This is a genomic window from Collinsella sp. TM06-3, assembly GCF_003436395.1.
GTDB lineage: Bacteria > Actinomycetota > Coriobacteriia > Coriobacteriales > Coriobacteriaceae > Collinsella.
Window position 1 is genome coordinate 1 of the sequence record NZ_QSPG01000009.1, and the last position, 14,231, is coordinate 14,231.

Consider the following 14,231-nt stretch of genomic DNA (forward strand, 5'->3'; position numbering starts at 1 on the left):
CCATTGTGGCCCTTGACAGTGGATTGGGTCATATGAGCGAGAGGAGGCCCTTTCCGTGGGAGACCTTGGAATCGTCCGCGGCATTGGCGCGAATTCCCGCCTCGGGGAGGCGCCACATGTGAGCCGCGAAGACCACCAGCGCGGCAGAGACCACCGCGAACTGGATTTGAGGAGCCATGTCGAGCAGCCGACCGACGATCAGGACGACGATGGCATAGCCGATAGTGCCACCCATGCGAATGCGAGAAAAGTCCAGGCCAGAGCGATCCGCGAGCTCGATGACGAGGGAGTCGCTCAGGGGCAGGAGCCCCGAGAAAAACGCCGAGAACGCAAAGGTTACGAGAAGGACCGGGACGAACGTCGACGCCAGGTAATACAGCGGAGCGAGTACCGCCGCCGCAAGGCAGAGGATCACGATGACCGCGCGGCGGCGCCCGAGCTTGTCGGCGATCGTCGACCAGAGCGGCTGGATGGCGAGCGCACACACCGGGGTCGCCGCGAGGAGGATGCCGGTCTGGGCTGCGCTGAGGCCGAGGCTCGTGTAGTGAGCGGAGAGGAACGGCGAGTACACGCCCGCGCAGACCCAGTAGAGGACGTTCGCGAAGAACAGCGAAGTCATGCTTGCGTTTGTCCTGGCGTTGTGCATCGTGCTTCTCCCTTCTTGCTCGCCGGGTGCCTGTCTGGGCTTCGAAGTGATTCGCCATCTAGCGTGAAACAAAGTTGTGAGGCGTTGGAACAATGTTCTGTTGTTTCATCGTTTTCGTGCCGTTGTTTCACGGCTCATAAGATAGCAGCTCAAGATGAGATTGCGCCGGGGAAGCACCGATTTACCGTGAACGGTAGGAAATCAGCGGTGAAACGCTATTTCACCGCTTATGAAACATTTTGCTTTATTTTCACCTCTCTTGACCTAAGATACGAAGCAAACTAGGGCCAAGGAGTAACCATGGATAAGACAGGGGATGTGCTCAGCCACATCTGCGCGGTCATGAACAGCCTATCCCCCTCGGAGAAGGCAATCGCAACGTATGTGCTCGACCACCCGTCGGACGTCGCAACGATGACCGTCCGCGAACTCGCCGCAGGAACCGGTACGTCACCGGCGTCTGTTTCGAGGTTCGCAAGGACGCTTGACTACCGAACCTATTCGGACATGCGTCTGGCGCTCGGCATATCCATCAGCAGGGCCTCCGGCGAGGAAAAGGCCACGGGCGGCAAGGTTACTCTGGACGACGTCGAGGGCTCCATTAAGTACGTCCTGTCTCACAAGGTCAAGGAGCTCTCCCAAACCGCCTCGCTCATTGACTCCGATGACTTTTCGACAGTCGTCAATCTGCTCCACAACGCCAACCTCGTCCTGATTGCGGGCGTCGGCAACTCGATTAGCATGGGCGTAAACGCGGCGTTCAAGCTCTCACAGGTTGGAGTCAGGGCGTTTTGCCCCAGTACCACCGATGCCATGGTCTCCGCCGCAACCAGCCTCAAGGAGAATGACATCCTGCTCGTCATTTCGACGTCCGGATACTCGAAGCGCCTCGTCAACATATTCGACTCTGCCGAGGATTCGAACACCCCCATCATCATGATCACAGACAACCCAGATACGCCGCTCGCGAAGCGTGCCACGTATATCATCCGAGCCATCTCGCGAGATCAGGCCATCACCGGAACCGAGGTCGCCTTCTCGCACAGCTCGATCAACTTCGTCATCGAGCTGCTGTTCCTCTTCCTGACCTCTTGCTGGGATGACCCGGTAGAGTTTAACAGGATCATCTCGAAGAATCTCTTGGGAGACAGGCAATACAGCTAGGACGACGCACACCGGCGCACCGACGCCCAGACCGAAACGGGAGGACCCCTTGATAAAGCTCATCCTCGCAGACATGGACGGGACCCTGCTGCCGTTTGGCTCAAGGGTCGTATCGGAGCGCACGCACAGCGCGATTCTTTCGGCGCTTGATGCGGGCATCGCGTTCGGCCCCGCAAGCGGCCGCGACTACGCCGACCTGGCCGATGCCTTTGACGGCGACGCGCGCTGTTTCTCGACCGGCATCATGGCCAACGGAAAGAAGGTCTTCTCCAGCGGCGAACTCGTGTTCAAAAAGACGCTCTCGACGGAGGCCCTCGTCAAGCTCGATAGCGCCGTACGCCCCTACGCGGGGACGTCACTCTGGCTAGTCGCCGATGTCGATGAGACAGGCAAACGCTGCGAGCAGTTCCTCTGCGCCGTCGAGCCTGGCGACGAATTCGCCCTGGAAGTCGTTAAGGACTCCGGAAGAGACATGGCGCTCGGAGACGTGCCCACGAACCGTGACGTCATAACCGCCGGCATCTTCGTCAACGTCAGCTCCGCCCCGACGGAAGTCGTTCGGAGTCGATGCAAGGAAGCCTGCCCAGAACTTGATTTCCCCTCGCCCGTCCCATTCTTCCTCGATGTTGTTCCGGCTGGCTGGAGCAAGGTAAACGGACTCGACGCGCTTCTCGGCAGCCTTGGGGTCACGCTGGACGAGGTCGCTTTTATCGGAGACTCGGAAAACGACGTGACGCTCCTCGAAAAGGTGCCGAACTCCTACGCAGTCGCGGGCGCGATGCCAGAGGCGAAGGCCGCGGCCCATCACCTGATCGGGAACGCAGCCGAGGACTCCGTCGCGAAGCTCATCGAACAGATTGTCCAGCAGCGAGGCTAGGGTTCCGCCAGCGTGGCATGCGCCGCGTGCCTCGTCATCCGTTCGTGGCGCGCTACCTCGTGACGATCCAGAGCGTGGCCATCGTCGCGACGCCGATGCCTACGATGAGCGCGGCCCACAGGACGCGGACCACGGGGTTCATGTCGCCCGTCACCACCATGTCGTTCGCGTGCCAGAACCAGCTCTCGTTTCCCTTGCGCATGATGCACTCCCTTAGCCTCGATTACGCCATCTATGGCCGAGCAATCGCAGGTCACGTGCCATAGATTTGCCCTACGCCCAGCTTTCAGTTCTGTAAGGCGGCGGGAGCCTGTGCGAGGCCCCGAGTCCTGAGGCCGTTGCAATGAAAATGGGAATCAAGGGGCACGCATCAATCATATGGGTTCCTTTCGAGGGCGATGGCAAACGAAGCATCCATCATATAATGGAGCGACGCAACCAGAGAGGTCACCCATGGAATTTTATGCAAGCTGCCCCGAGGGCTTTGAGTCCGCACTCGCCGATGAGCTTAAACGCCTCGGGCTTTCGCATGTCCGCCGCCTGAAGGGCCGCGCTACGTTTGAGGGCGAGCTTGAGCAGGGCTATCGCGCGTGCCTGTGGTCGCGCCTGGCGAGCCGCGTGTTCGTGGTACTCGAGCGCTTTGAGGCGCAGGATGCCGACGAGCTGTACGATAGCGTTTACGACATCGCCTGGGAGACCATCATCCGCCCCGGCGCCACCATCGCCATTACCGCCCGCGGCGTGACCGAGCAGCTGCGCAACACGCGCTTCTCGGCCCTGCGCGCCAAGGACGCGCTGTGCGACCGTCTGGCCGAGACCACAGGACGTCGCGCCGATGTCGACGCCGCCGATCCCGACGTTCACCTGCTGCTTTCGCTGCGTCAGCGCCGTGCGAGCATAAGCCTGGACCTTTCGGGCGATCCGTTATTCAAACGCCTGCCGCCTGCCGCGACCCGCGCCGGCGAGGGTACGCACGTGCTGCGCCCCGACTACGCCGCCCTGGTGCTTTCGCAGGTCGGCTGGACCGCGCTATGCGAGCGCGAGCTGACGGCCGACGATTACGAGAACGAGGCTCTGCCCACGCTGGTCGACGCCTCATGCGCCGGCGGCGGTCTGCTGCTAGAGGCCGTGAACATTCTGACCGACCGCGCCCCGGGCGCTGCACGCGAGCGCTGGGGCTTTGAAGGCTGGCAGCTGCACGACGCCGCTCTGTGGAAGCAGCTACTTGCCGAGGCACGCGAGCGCGAGGCGGCAGCGCGCGAGCGCCAGGCACGCATCGTCGCCGTGGACATTGACCCTGCCGCCCGCAAGACCGCTGAGCGCATGGTCAAGTGTGCCGGCTACAAGCGCTTTGTCGAATTTTGCGCCGCCAAGTCCGCCACCGTACTGGACCATGCGGGCGCCGTTGCCGGTGCCGCCGTGGTCGCGGATGCGACCGAGACACCGCTTTCGCTCATGCATGACACCATGACGCTCATCGGCGAGCTGCGCCGCGCGCCCGAGCTTGCCGCGGCGCCGGTCGCCGCGCTCACCCGCGACGGATTGCTGGCCCGCGCACTCCACGCCGAGCCCGAGCGCTCAATCGCCGTCATGCCCAACAACGAGGAGGCGACCATCGAAGTCTGGCCCTCTCTCGACCACGCCGCCGCAGCATTTGAGGCTGCGACCAGCGCGGATGCCGAGGCCGAAGTTGCGGATGCCAACGAAGTCAGCGACGAAGCCACCGCTTCCGTCATGCCCGAGCCCGCCGCCACGCTCGACCTGGGCGACGGCAAGCCGCTGCCCGTGCTCATCCCTGAATCTGAGCAGTTCGCCAACCGCCTGCGCAAGAACGCCCGCCTGCGTCGCAAGTGGGCGCGCCGCGAGGGCGTAAGCTGCTACCGCGTCTACGATGCCGACCTGCCCGACTACTCCGCCGCCATCGACCTGTACGAGGGTTGCCCACAGACTCCAGGCCGCTGGCTCGTCATCGCCGAATACGCGGCGCCCAAGACCATCGACCCGGCGCTGGCCCAGGCCCGCATGCTCGATATCTTGGCCATCGCGCCGCGCATCCTGGATGTTCCGGCCGAGCACGTGCACGCCAAGGCCCGCATGCGTTCGCGCGGCGGCTCGCAGTACGGCAAGCAGGGCGCCGGCAAGGGCGGCTCGGGCGAGCGCGCCAACATCGCGCGCCGTCGCCTCCCGCTCATCGAAGAGGGCGGGCTCACCTTTGCCGTCAACTTTGACGACTATCTGGATGTGGGCATCTTCCTGGACCACCGCGTCACCCGCAACCTAGTGCGCGAGCACGCCAAGCAGGCGCGCCGCTTCCTCAACCTGTTTGCCTACACCGGCACTGCCACCTGCTATGCGGCAGACGGCGGCGTCGAGGAGACCGTGACGGTCGACCTCTCCAATACCTATCTGGACTGGGCCGAGCGCAATATGCGTCAGAACGGCTTTGTGGGCCCGCAGCATCACTTTGTGCGCGACGACGTGCTCGCCTGGATTCGCGACCAGCGTCAGACGCGCAACCGCTGGGACCTGATCTTTGTCGACCCGCCCACGTTTTCGAACTCGTCCAAGATGGGCCGCCGCACCTGGGATGTTCAACGCGACCATGTTGAGCTTTTGGCCGGCGTGTCGCGCCTGCTCGCACAGGGCGGTCATGCCATCTTTAGCTGCAATCTGCGCGGCTTCCGCCCCGAAACGCGCAAGCTCGCGCGCGCGGGCGTCGTGCTGGAGGACATTACGGCGCAGACCATCCCCGAGGACTTCGCGCGCAACCAGAAGGTGCACCATTGCTATATCGTGCGCCGCCTGCCCATCGAGGACGCCATGGCCGAAGCCGGCTTTAGCGCCGAGGAGATTGCCGAGCGAACCGAGGAGCTGCGCAACCCCGAAGCCCGCAAGCCTCGCGCAGCATCGCCCGCGCACGCGCAGGCCGGCAACGGCAAGTCGAACTTTGCCGCCAAACCCTCCCCTGCCGGCAAGCCAAAAAAGAAGAAGTTCTACGCCAGCAAGCCCAAGGGCAAATAACAAAGTTGCGGTGGAATACGGACTGTTTTGCCTGGAATTAGGCAAATTTAGACCGTATTTCACCGCAACTCATATTGGGATGGCGGGTGCCGTCCTAGCCTTGGGTGACCAGCCGGTAGCCAATGCCCACGTGCGTCTGGATATAGCGCGGGTGCGCGGGGTCGGACTCGATCTTCTTGCGCAGCGTACCCATAAAGACACGCAGGCTCGCCAGGTCACTCTTGGTCGCCGTGCCCCAAATCTCGTGCAGGATAAACTGGTGCGTCAGCACCTTGTCGGCGTTGTGTGCCAGCAGGCACAAGAGCTTGTACTCGATCGGCGTCAGATGCAGTTCCTCGCCATCCATCGTGGCGATGCCGGCATCAAAATCGATATGCAACTCGCCGGTATCGAACGAGCCCTCGGAGACAACACCGCCCGCCTGCGCATACGAAAGGCGCCTGAGCGTGGTGCGAATGCGCGCGAGCAGCTCCTCGACCGAAAACGGCTTAGTCAGGTAGTCATCGGCGCCGGCATCGAGCGCTCGGATCTTGTCCGCGTCCTCGCTGCGCGCCGAAACCACGATGATCGGCATGCCCGACCACGCGCGCACCGACTCCACCACCTTGACGCCGTCCATATCGGGCAGGCCCAGATCGAGCAGCACAATGCTCGGCGCCTGCGACGAAGCGGCGGCGATGGCGGCGTGGGCGGTCTCCACAGCCATATGGCGCAAACCGTGCGCCTCGAGCGCGGCGACGATAAGGTTGCGGACGGCGGGATCGTCCTCAACGACCAAGATGAGCGGTTTCACGGCAGAGTTCGGCACAGCGCTACTCCTTATCAAACGAAACGTCGGCGGCGGGAAGCTCAATCGTAAAGACCGAACCGTGCGGGTCCGCCGCGGTAACCTCTATGCTACCGCCATGTGCCAGCGCAATGGAGCGGCAGAGCGAAAGCCCCAAGCCCACACTGCGGCAGCTGTCGGCCAGGCCATGGTTGGCGGTGTAGAACGACTCAAAGATCCGCTCGCGGTCCTCGGGCGCGATGCCCGGGCCGTCATCGGCCACCGAGCACGCCACGCATCCATCATGGACGCCAATCGAGATCACGATATGCGAGCCCGCAGGCGTATAGGCGATGGCGTTGTTCACCAGATTGACCACCAGCTGCACCATCAGGCGCGCGTCGACGTTGACAAGCGCCGGCTCATCGCACGCCACCACCTTAAGGTCGTGCTCGCGCACGGCCGGGTTTACGTGGCGCAGCGCCTCCTCGACGATATCGTCCATGAGCTCGAGCGTGGTCGACAGGTGCATACCGCCGCCCTCGAGCTTGGTGATGGCGAGCAGATTCTCGACAGTGGCGTTGAGCCATTGCGCGTCCGAGCGAATGGATAGGAGCATGCCGCGGCGTGTCTGGTCGTCGAGCACGGCCGTGCCGGTCGAGCCCTGGTCGAGCAGCACATCGGCATTACCCGAAATACTGGTAAGCGGCGTGCGCAGGTCGTGCGAGATGGAGCGCAGCAAGTTGGCACGCAGCTGTTCGTTTTTGGCGAGCACCGCCGCCTCCTCGCGGGCCTCCATGGCGCGGGCGCGATCGAGCGCCAGCTCGCCTTCGCTCACGATGGCATCGGCAAGCGTCCGCTCCTCGGGCGTCAGCGCATCGGGCTCGGCGACAATGGCGAACACCCCCACCACCGAGGCGGGATCGCCCGCGCGCACCATGGTGTCGCCCGAGCGCACGGTCAGGTATATGCCGTAGAACGCCGAGGCGCCATAGGTGGCATCGAGCGGCGTTCCCACATAGGCGGACGCCGAGAGCCGCGGCGGCATCTGCGGCGCCAGCTGGTGTACCGGCGCGGCATCGCCCACGGCCGTGTACGTCGTGCGCGGCAGCAGGTCATCGTTATCGGCATCGGCGCTATACCACACGACCGGACAGTCCGAAAGACGCGCCAGCTGCGTTGCCATAGCGTGCACAATCTGTTGCTGATCGCCACACCGCTGCAGCATGCGGTTGGTCTCGAGCACCATCTGCGTGCGACGGTCGCTGGCGGCAGCCTGCGCCAAGGCGCGGCGCAGGGCCAGCGCGATCGAGCTCGATACGAGCGAGACCGCAAACATGATAAAGAACATGCCGGGATAGACGCGGTCGATAAACGACAGCGCGTAGCGCGGGTCGACAAACAAGAAGTTGTAGAGCGCCACGGCGGCAGCCGAGCTCAGCAGACAGTACAGGCGGCTCCAGGTAAAGAAAGCGCACAGCTGCACGGCGAACACATAGACGATCATGATGCTCGGCGCGAGCCCCGGATGGTCGAGCAGCGCGCCCACAATCGTCGCCGCGGCTAGCAGCCCCGCCGATACGCAGGCGTCATACAGAGGGCTGCGACGCGTCAGCGTTGTACGCCGCCACCAAAAGTTCTCGGCAATATCGCCGTCCGCACGGACGTCCATCAGCGCCCCGCCCCTCTCTCAAAAACAAAAACCACCACAAAGGGGACTGGCACCTTTGCGGTGGTGGCCTCCTTGTGGTGGTTTCAAGTGTATAGCCTTTGCAGCCTGCGGTCGCTAGACAAACAGCAGACGTCGACTACGGACGCTCGTCGGGAGCCAGGCGCTGCATCTTGCTCACGGCCTTAAACTTGGTGAACAGCGGCACGTACTCAAAGCTCACGTTGGAGTTCTCCAGGCCGTACCAGCGCGCAGGCGTGCCGGCGGCGCGGCGGATGATGTACTTGAGCGTGATGGCCGTACGCTCGCTGGGCTCCACGTCGCTTTCGGGCGCCAGCAGCTTGCGGATCATGACGAACTTAAACGTACCGATGTTGCCCGGGTCCTTGTAGACCGAGTAGTCATGCGTCTGCGCCGGCAGCTCGCCGCTGGCAGCCAGGTCCTGAACAACCTGGCGCAGGTAAGCATTGACGCGCTGGTTGATCTTATAGCCCAGGTACAGATGCACGCGGAATACGTAGTCGGTGCCGAACGTCTCGACCGAGTAGGCAAAGGTATGCGGCTCCTCCATGGTCTCGACATTCACGAACCACCAGGCGCGAGCGCGCTTGGGGTGCTTATCCAAAATCGAGTAGACGATATCGCGGTCGATATAGTCGGTGTTGGTGTCCTTGGTCAGGTACACGATGTTGTCGCTCATGAGCTCGTAGCGATCGTCGTCGCGCAGGCGTTTGAGCTGCGGCAGATAGCTGCGCAGCGGCAGCAGCGTAAACTGACGTTGCTCGACCGCCGTGCCGTTGTACCAGCACACCATAATGCCCATGATGAGTGCAGCCATGAGGATGGTGAAGTAGCCGCCGTGGAAGAACTTGGTGAGCGAGCTCACAAAGAAGAAACCCTCGAGCAAAAGGAAGAAGGCGGCAAAGATCCACGGCGCGACCTTGAGATTGCGCTCCACGTGCAGATAGAAGAAGAGCAGCATTGTCGTGCACATCATGGTCAGGGTAATGGCCAGGCCGTACGCGGCCTCCATGTGCGCCGAGTTCTGGAACAGCAGCACCACGACGACGCAGCCCACGAGCATAACGTTGTTGACCATGGGGATGTAGAGCTGGCCCTTGGTCTCGGCAGGATAAAAGACCTGCATATGCGGCATGAGGTCCAGGCGGCTGGCCTCGGACACCAGCGAGAATGCGCCGGTGATGAGCGCCTGCGAGGCAATGATGGCCGCGACGGTGGAAAGGCCGACGGCAAAGGGGCGCAGACCCGGGGCGAGCATCTGGTAGAAGGGGTTGAGGTCGGCGATACCCATGAGCTCCGGGTTGCCGGCGTTGTTGATAAGCCACGCGCCCTGGCCCATGTAGGACAGCAGCAGGCAGCACTTAACGAACGGCCAGGTGGCATAGATGTTGCCGCGGCCCACATGGCCCATGTCGGAATAGAGCGCCTCGGCACCGGTGGTAGCGAGGAAGCAGCTGCCCAAAATCATGATGCCCGCATGGTTGTTGGGGCTCAGCAGAAAAGCGATGCCACGCACCGGGTTGAGGCACAGCAGCACCGCGGGATACTGGCAGACAAAGAACAGGCCCGTACCGCCCAGGAACAGAAACCACAGCGTCATGATGGGGCCAAAGGCACGGCCGATCTTTGCCGTACCGATGCGCTGCACCAAGAAGAGCACAATGATGATGGCAAGCGTGATGGCCACGACGCGGGCCTGATCGTCGCCCAACACAGCATGGACTGCCGGAATGGTGCGCAAGCCCTCGATAGCCGTAGTCACGGTAACGGCAGGCGTGAGGATGCCATCGGCGAGCAGTGCCGCGCCGCCCAGCATGGCGGGGATGATGAGCCATTTGCCGCAGCGCTTAACCAGGCTGTACAGGGCAAAGATACCGCCCTCGCCGTGGTTGTCGGCGCGCAGCGAGATCAGCACGTACTTGACGGTCGTCAGCAGCGTGACCGTCCACACAACAAGGGAGAGCGCGCCGAGTACGAACTCTTGCGTGACGCTTCCGATGCCGCCGTTGCCGGCAACGAGCGCCTTGGTTACATACATAGGGCTGGTGCCGATATCGCCGTACACCACGCCCAGCGTGACGAGCATCGCCGAGATGCTCACAGGAATCGCAGCGTGCGAGGCTGCCTCCTTGGCCTTTTGTTCCATAAGCCGGTTTCCTCCCAACTTTAATGTTCGAAGGGATTATAGGCAATCGGCCTGCGCTTGCACGGCACCGTTTTCCCAGCTAGATAAAGATTTATACAGTCTTTAGGCCACCGCGGCGATATGGAACGTGACAAAGGGACTGTCCCTTTGTCACATTAGCTACTTGCCGAGCCAGTTTTTGAACCACCACTCCATGGAGCGGCTCATCTCGGCCATAAAGGGGCTCGTGTGCTTGCGGGTATAGATGTCCACGACGCGCTCCCCCACCTCGTGGGCATGCGGGCGAAACATCGCGTCCATCTCGGCTACCTGCGCATCCATAGTCGCGTCGTCCGCACGGCGGTAGCGCTCCTCGTGCACCAGGTTCACCACGGGATGCGCGATCGCCGGGCGCTCTTTGCGAGGCGTGCCGATGATGAGCATCGACAGCGGCATGGTATACGGAGGCAGATCCAGCAGCTCGGCCACTTCCTCGGCATTCTCGACGATGTCGCCGATGTAGCAACTTCCCAGCCCCAGGGCCTCGGCAGCGACCACGGCATTTTGCGCAGCGATCACGGCATCCTGGGCCGCGATGGCAAAGTCGCCCAAACCCGGTGCACGACGGGGCGACTTGCCCGTGCGCTCTACAAACTCGGGCTCAAAGCAGCCCACATGCTCAAACAGATCGATCCACTTGGCATAGTCGACCACAAATATAAGTGCCCAGGGCGCCTTGGCAATCATAGGCTGATGGTCGCACAGGTCGGCCAGACGGTCCAGCGTAGCCTGCTCGCGAATGCTCACGATGGAATACATCATCATGGCGCCCGCCGACGGCGCGCGACTCGCCGCATGCAAAATCGCCGCCCGCTGCTCGTCAGTCACCGCTACGGGACGGTCGTTGTCATCGCGCGCAAAAGCGCGCGTGGACGAACGATGCTCCAAAATGTCCAGCACCGCGTTGCCCGTAGTCTCGACCGGATAGCCGTACGTATCCACGACCGCAGCTCCGTCGCCGCCCATGTCCGCCTTGCAAACCTGCTCGCTCATCGCCCTACCCTCGCCATTTCTTTAAGAAGCCTTTACGTTTCCGTGTAATTCCCGTCCATTATCGCGCAGGTGGGCGCTCCATTGCGCAACACCGCCACTCACGCGCGTTATTATGGCTGGTTGTTGTGCGTAGCCGTCAAATGCTGCGCATATCTTGGTAACAATCGGGTAAACCCCCGCTTTCGTAGGTTTTAAGTTTGTGAGGAGTCTCAGCATGTTCGCTGCCGCCATCTCGCTCGTCGGTCTTGCGGCGACCGTCTACCTTGTCCTGCGCGAGGCCAAGGCCATTCGCGCACAGTCGGGCACCGTTGCCAAAAGCGCTCTTGGGTGGAGCGTCGCCTTCGGCCTGTTCCAGCTCTTTTTGACCATTTGGGGCGCCGTGGGCCTCGTCGCTCAAAACGAGCCGCTCGCCTTTGTGATGCTCATCCTGACCAATGCCATCCTCACCGGATGCGCCTGGGCCAGCATCGCCCGCGACCGCATCGCACCGCGCGTCTTTGCGTTCGCCGGGCCCGATGCGCCCGCCCCCACCGGTAAGCTCGCCCGCCTGCGCGGCGCCTTTGTGGGCAAACCGCTCGTCGCCGCCGTCTTATGCCTGCTGCTCGCCGGCGTCTTTGCGCTGCTGGGCATGGAGGTCTCGTCCAACCACGACTTTACCTGGGTCTACCCCCTGTGCATCCTGCTCGAGTGGGCCATCATCACCGTGCTCATGACCGGCTTGTTCTTCCTATTCCAGCGCCACGGCGCAGCTCCCGCGGTCCTGGCCTTTGCCCTCTTTGTCCTGGGCATTGCCGAGTTCTTCGTCATCACGTTTAAATCCATGCCGATCCAGCCGGGCGACCTTTCGGCCATCTCCACCGCCGCCGCGGTCGCCGGCAACGGCTACACCTTCTCGATCTCGCTGTTCTGCGTGCTGTCCATGGGCTTTACCGCCATCGCCATGCTGCTGTGCGAGTACGCCGGCCTGGTGGCACCGCACCGTCAGAAGGGTGCCGCCAACGCCAAGCGCATGCTGCTCACCAACCTGCTCGTGGCGGTGCTGTGCCTGGGCGGCGTGACCGCGCATGTCACGCTCATCGACTACTACAACACCCTCGGCATCACCGTCTACACCTGGCGCCCGCTCGAGAGCTACTGGCGCGAGGGCTACCTGCCCGCCTTTATTAGTGCAGCGCAGTCCATCAAGCCGCCCAAACCCGCCGACTACTCCGTCGATGACGCCAAGGCCACGCTCAAAAAGTACGCCAAGGCCTACGACAAGTCCGACGCCGCCAAGAGTGGCGAGCGCACCGCCGCAAAGGAGCAATTCGGCAGCGAGAAGCCCACGGTCATCGCCATCATGAACGAGACCTTCTCGGACCTGTCCATCTACCAGAACATGCGCGCCGGCTACGAGGGCCCGCAGTACTTTAAGAACCTGTCCAACTGCCTCAGCCGCGGCAAGCTCTATGTGAGCGCCTACGGCGGCGGTACCGCCAATACCGAGTTTGAGTTTATGACCGGCAACTCCATGGCCAACCTGGGCTCGGGCGTGTACCCCTACACCATCTACAACATGGAGACGACCGGGAACCTGGCAGAGCAGTTCAAATCGCTCGGATATTCCACCACGGCCATGCACCCCAACCACGCCACCAACTGGAACCGCGAGAACGTCTACAAGGACTTTGGCTTTGACCAGTTCCTGTCCATCAACGACTTCCAGGGAGCCGACACCCTGCGCGGCATGGTGACCGACCAGGCTACCTACGACAAGATTCTTGAGCTGCTCGACCAGAACGCCGATCCGCAGTTTATCTTCGACGTGACCATGCAGAACCACTCGGGCTACGATACGGGCCTGCTGCCGGTCGACAAGCAGATGCATCTCAACATCGACACGACCGACCTGGACGCTAAGACCATCGAGGACGGCACGCTCTCCGATGTCGACGAGTACGTCTCGTGCATCGAGCAGTCCGACCAGGCGCTGCGCTACTTCCTCAACGCTCTGAGCAAACTTGACCGCAAGGTGGTCGTGGTGTTCTGGGGCGACCATCAGCCGTTCTTCCCGTCCAAGTTCAACGACAAGTGGTTTACCGGCGAGGACGACGCCACGCACCAGGAGCGCTTGTGGCAGACCGACTACATCATCTGGGCTAACTACGACGTTGCCGGTTGCAACCAGACGAGTGAGGTCGACGACCTGTCCACCAACTATCTGTCCACCCAGCTCATGCAGCTGATCGGCGCACCGCTGACCGACTACCAGAAGGCGCACATGACGCTGCGCGAGTCGCTGCCCGCTATCAACTCCGTGGGCTACGAGGACGCCAGCCTGCGCTGGGCGCTCTCCTCCAACGTCACCGGTGACGACGCCGCAGCAGCAGCCGCCACCAAGGCGCGCGAGGATTACGCGAAGATGCAGTACTACGAGATGTTCCGCGACGGCAAGAACGTGTACACCGAACACTTCCAGACCGAGGCCAACGAGACCGACCCCAACCTGGCACCGGGCACGACGAAGATCAAGTAGCGGGTCGCTCATAACTGAAACGTCTGTCCGGGCGGAGGCATATAAGGTTCCCTGCTCGGACAGTCCTGCGCAAGACGGAGGCCACATTAAGTGGCCTCCTTTGCGTGCGGAACTCGCGATGAACCTTATATGCCTCCGCCCGGACAGACGCCTTGTTGTTGGAGCACGGCTTGTCATGGGGGTATCCGCTGAACATATATAAGTTGAAGGCCACATTAAGTGGCCTTCTTTGTATTCGGAAAGTGTGTCCCGGAATCTGCCTTCGGAATGGGACGCAGTTTCCGCTTGAGGGCCTGTTGGGAAAGCGCATCCCACTTCAAGAGTAAATTCCGGGTCGCACTTTCCGCTAAGGCTCTCAACCGGAAAGTGCATCC

At 62.2% G+C, this 14,231-nt stretch carries 10 protein-coding genes; 4 read left to right on the forward strand and 6 right to left on the reverse strand.

All coding sequences use genetic code 11. The annotated features are described in order from the left end of the window. Positions 1-28: 28 nt before the first annotated feature. Positions 29-619 (reverse strand): MFS transporter, encoded by a 591-nt coding sequence (locus DXD56_RS05230; RefSeq protein ID WP_158549341.1) that lies wholly within the window; start codon positions 617-619, stop codon positions 29-31. 327 nt (positions 620-946) lie between these two features. Between DXD56_RS05230 and DXD56_RS05235 the strand changes: the two genes are divergently transcribed. Both DXD56_RS05235 and DXD56_RS05240 read left to right on the forward strand, forming a co-directional pair. Then, positions 947-1,810 (forward strand): MurR/RpiR family transcriptional regulator, encoded by an 864-nt coding sequence (locus DXD56_RS05235; protein WP_117640420.1) that lies wholly within the window; start codon positions 947-949, stop codon positions 1,808-1,810. Between the two features lie 49 nt (positions 1,811-1,859). Then, a complete protein-coding gene (locus DXD56_RS05240; protein WP_117640421.1) occupies positions 1,860-2,687 on the forward strand; it encodes an HAD hydrolase family protein in 828 nt (275 codons plus the stop codon). A 52-nt stretch (positions 2,688-2,739) separates the two neighbouring features. Here the strand turns inward: DXD56_RS05240 and DXD56_RS10040 are convergent, their stop codons facing one another. Then, complete coding sequence (locus DXD56_RS10040; RefSeq protein ID WP_158549343.1) at positions 2,740-2,889, reverse strand: hypothetical protein; 150 nt, start codon at positions 2,887-2,889, stop codon at positions 2,740-2,742. A gap of 251 nt (positions 2,890-3,140) precedes the next feature. On the opposite strand from DXD56_RS10040, the gene rlmKL reads away from it, so the two are divergent. Next, complete coding sequence (rlmKL, locus tag DXD56_RS05245) at positions 3,141-5,708, forward strand: bifunctional 23S rRNA (guanine(2069)-N(7))-methyltransferase RlmK/23S rRNA (guanine(2445)-N(2))-methyltransferase RlmL (protein WP_117640422.1); 2,568 nt, start codon at positions 3,141-3,143, stop codon at positions 5,706-5,708. 94 nt (positions 5,709-5,802) lie between these two features. On the opposite strand, the gene DXD56_RS05250 is transcribed toward rlmKL, so the two are convergent. The 4 genes from DXD56_RS05250 to DXD56_RS05265 form a co-directional block, all read right to left on the reverse strand. After that, entirely contained in the window at positions 5,803-6,516 is a 714-nt protein-coding gene (locus DXD56_RS05250; protein ID WP_197032188.1) for a response regulator, read from the reverse strand. Between the two features lie 4 nt (positions 6,517-6,520). Beyond that, positions 6,521-8,146: an ATP-binding protein gene (locus DXD56_RS05255; protein WP_089573157.1), complete on the reverse strand. Its 1,626-nt coding sequence runs from the start codon at positions 8,144-8,146 to the stop codon at positions 6,521-6,523. Between the two features lie 136 nt (positions 8,147-8,282). After that, positions 8,283-10,310: a KUP/HAK/KT family potassium transporter gene (locus DXD56_RS05260; RefSeq protein ID WP_117640423.1), complete on the reverse strand. Its 2,028-nt coding sequence runs from the start codon at positions 10,308-10,310 to the stop codon at positions 8,283-8,285. Between the two features lie 159 nt (positions 10,311-10,469). Further along, a complete protein-coding gene (locus tag DXD56_RS05265; protein WP_117640424.1) occupies positions 10,470-11,342 on the reverse strand; it encodes a nitroreductase family protein in 873 nt (290 codons plus the stop codon). Positions 11,343-11,556: 214 nt separating this feature from the next. Here DXD56_RS05265 and DXD56_RS05270 point away from each other — a divergent pair, with 214 nt between their 5' ends. Beyond that, positions 11,557-13,857: an LTA synthase family protein gene (locus DXD56_RS05270; RefSeq protein WP_117640425.1), complete on the forward strand. Its 2,301-nt coding sequence runs from the start codon at positions 11,557-11,559 to the stop codon at positions 13,855-13,857. The last annotated feature ends 374 nt before the right edge of the window (positions 13,858-14,231 follow it).

Excerpts from the sequence above, each read along its gene's own strand:
- DXD56_RS05230 (WP_158549341.1), bottom strand. The coding sequence starts at position 619 with ATGACTTCGCTGTTCTTCGCGAACGTCCTCTACTGGGTCTGCGCGGGC.
- DXD56_RS05235 (WP_117640420.1), top strand. The coding sequence starts at position 947 with ATGGATAAGACAGGGGATGTGCTCAGCCACATCTGCGCGGTCATGAAC.
- DXD56_RS10040 (WP_158549343.1), bottom strand. The coding sequence starts at position 2,889 with ATGCGCAAGGGAAACGAGAGCTGGTTCTGGCACGCGAACGACATGGTG.
- rlmKL (WP_117640422.1), top strand. The coding sequence starts at position 3,141 with ATGGAATTTTATGCAAGCTGCCCCGAGGGCTTTGAGTCCGCACTCGCC.
- DXD56_RS05255 (WP_089573157.1), bottom strand. The coding sequence starts at position 8,146 with ATGGACGTCCGTGCGGACGGCGATATTGCCGAGAACTTTTGGTGGCGG.
- DXD56_RS05260 (WP_117640423.1), bottom strand. The coding sequence starts at position 10,310 with ATGGAACAAAAGGCCAAGGAGGCAGCCTCGCACGCTGCGATTCCTGTG.
- DXD56_RS05265 (WP_117640424.1), bottom strand. The coding sequence starts at position 11,342 with ATGAGCGAGCAGGTTTGCAAGGCGGACATGGGCGGCGACGGAGCTGCG.
- DXD56_RS05270 (WP_117640425.1), top strand. The coding sequence starts at position 11,557 with ATGTTCGCTGCCGCCATCTCGCTCGTCGGTCTTGCGGCGACCGTCTAC.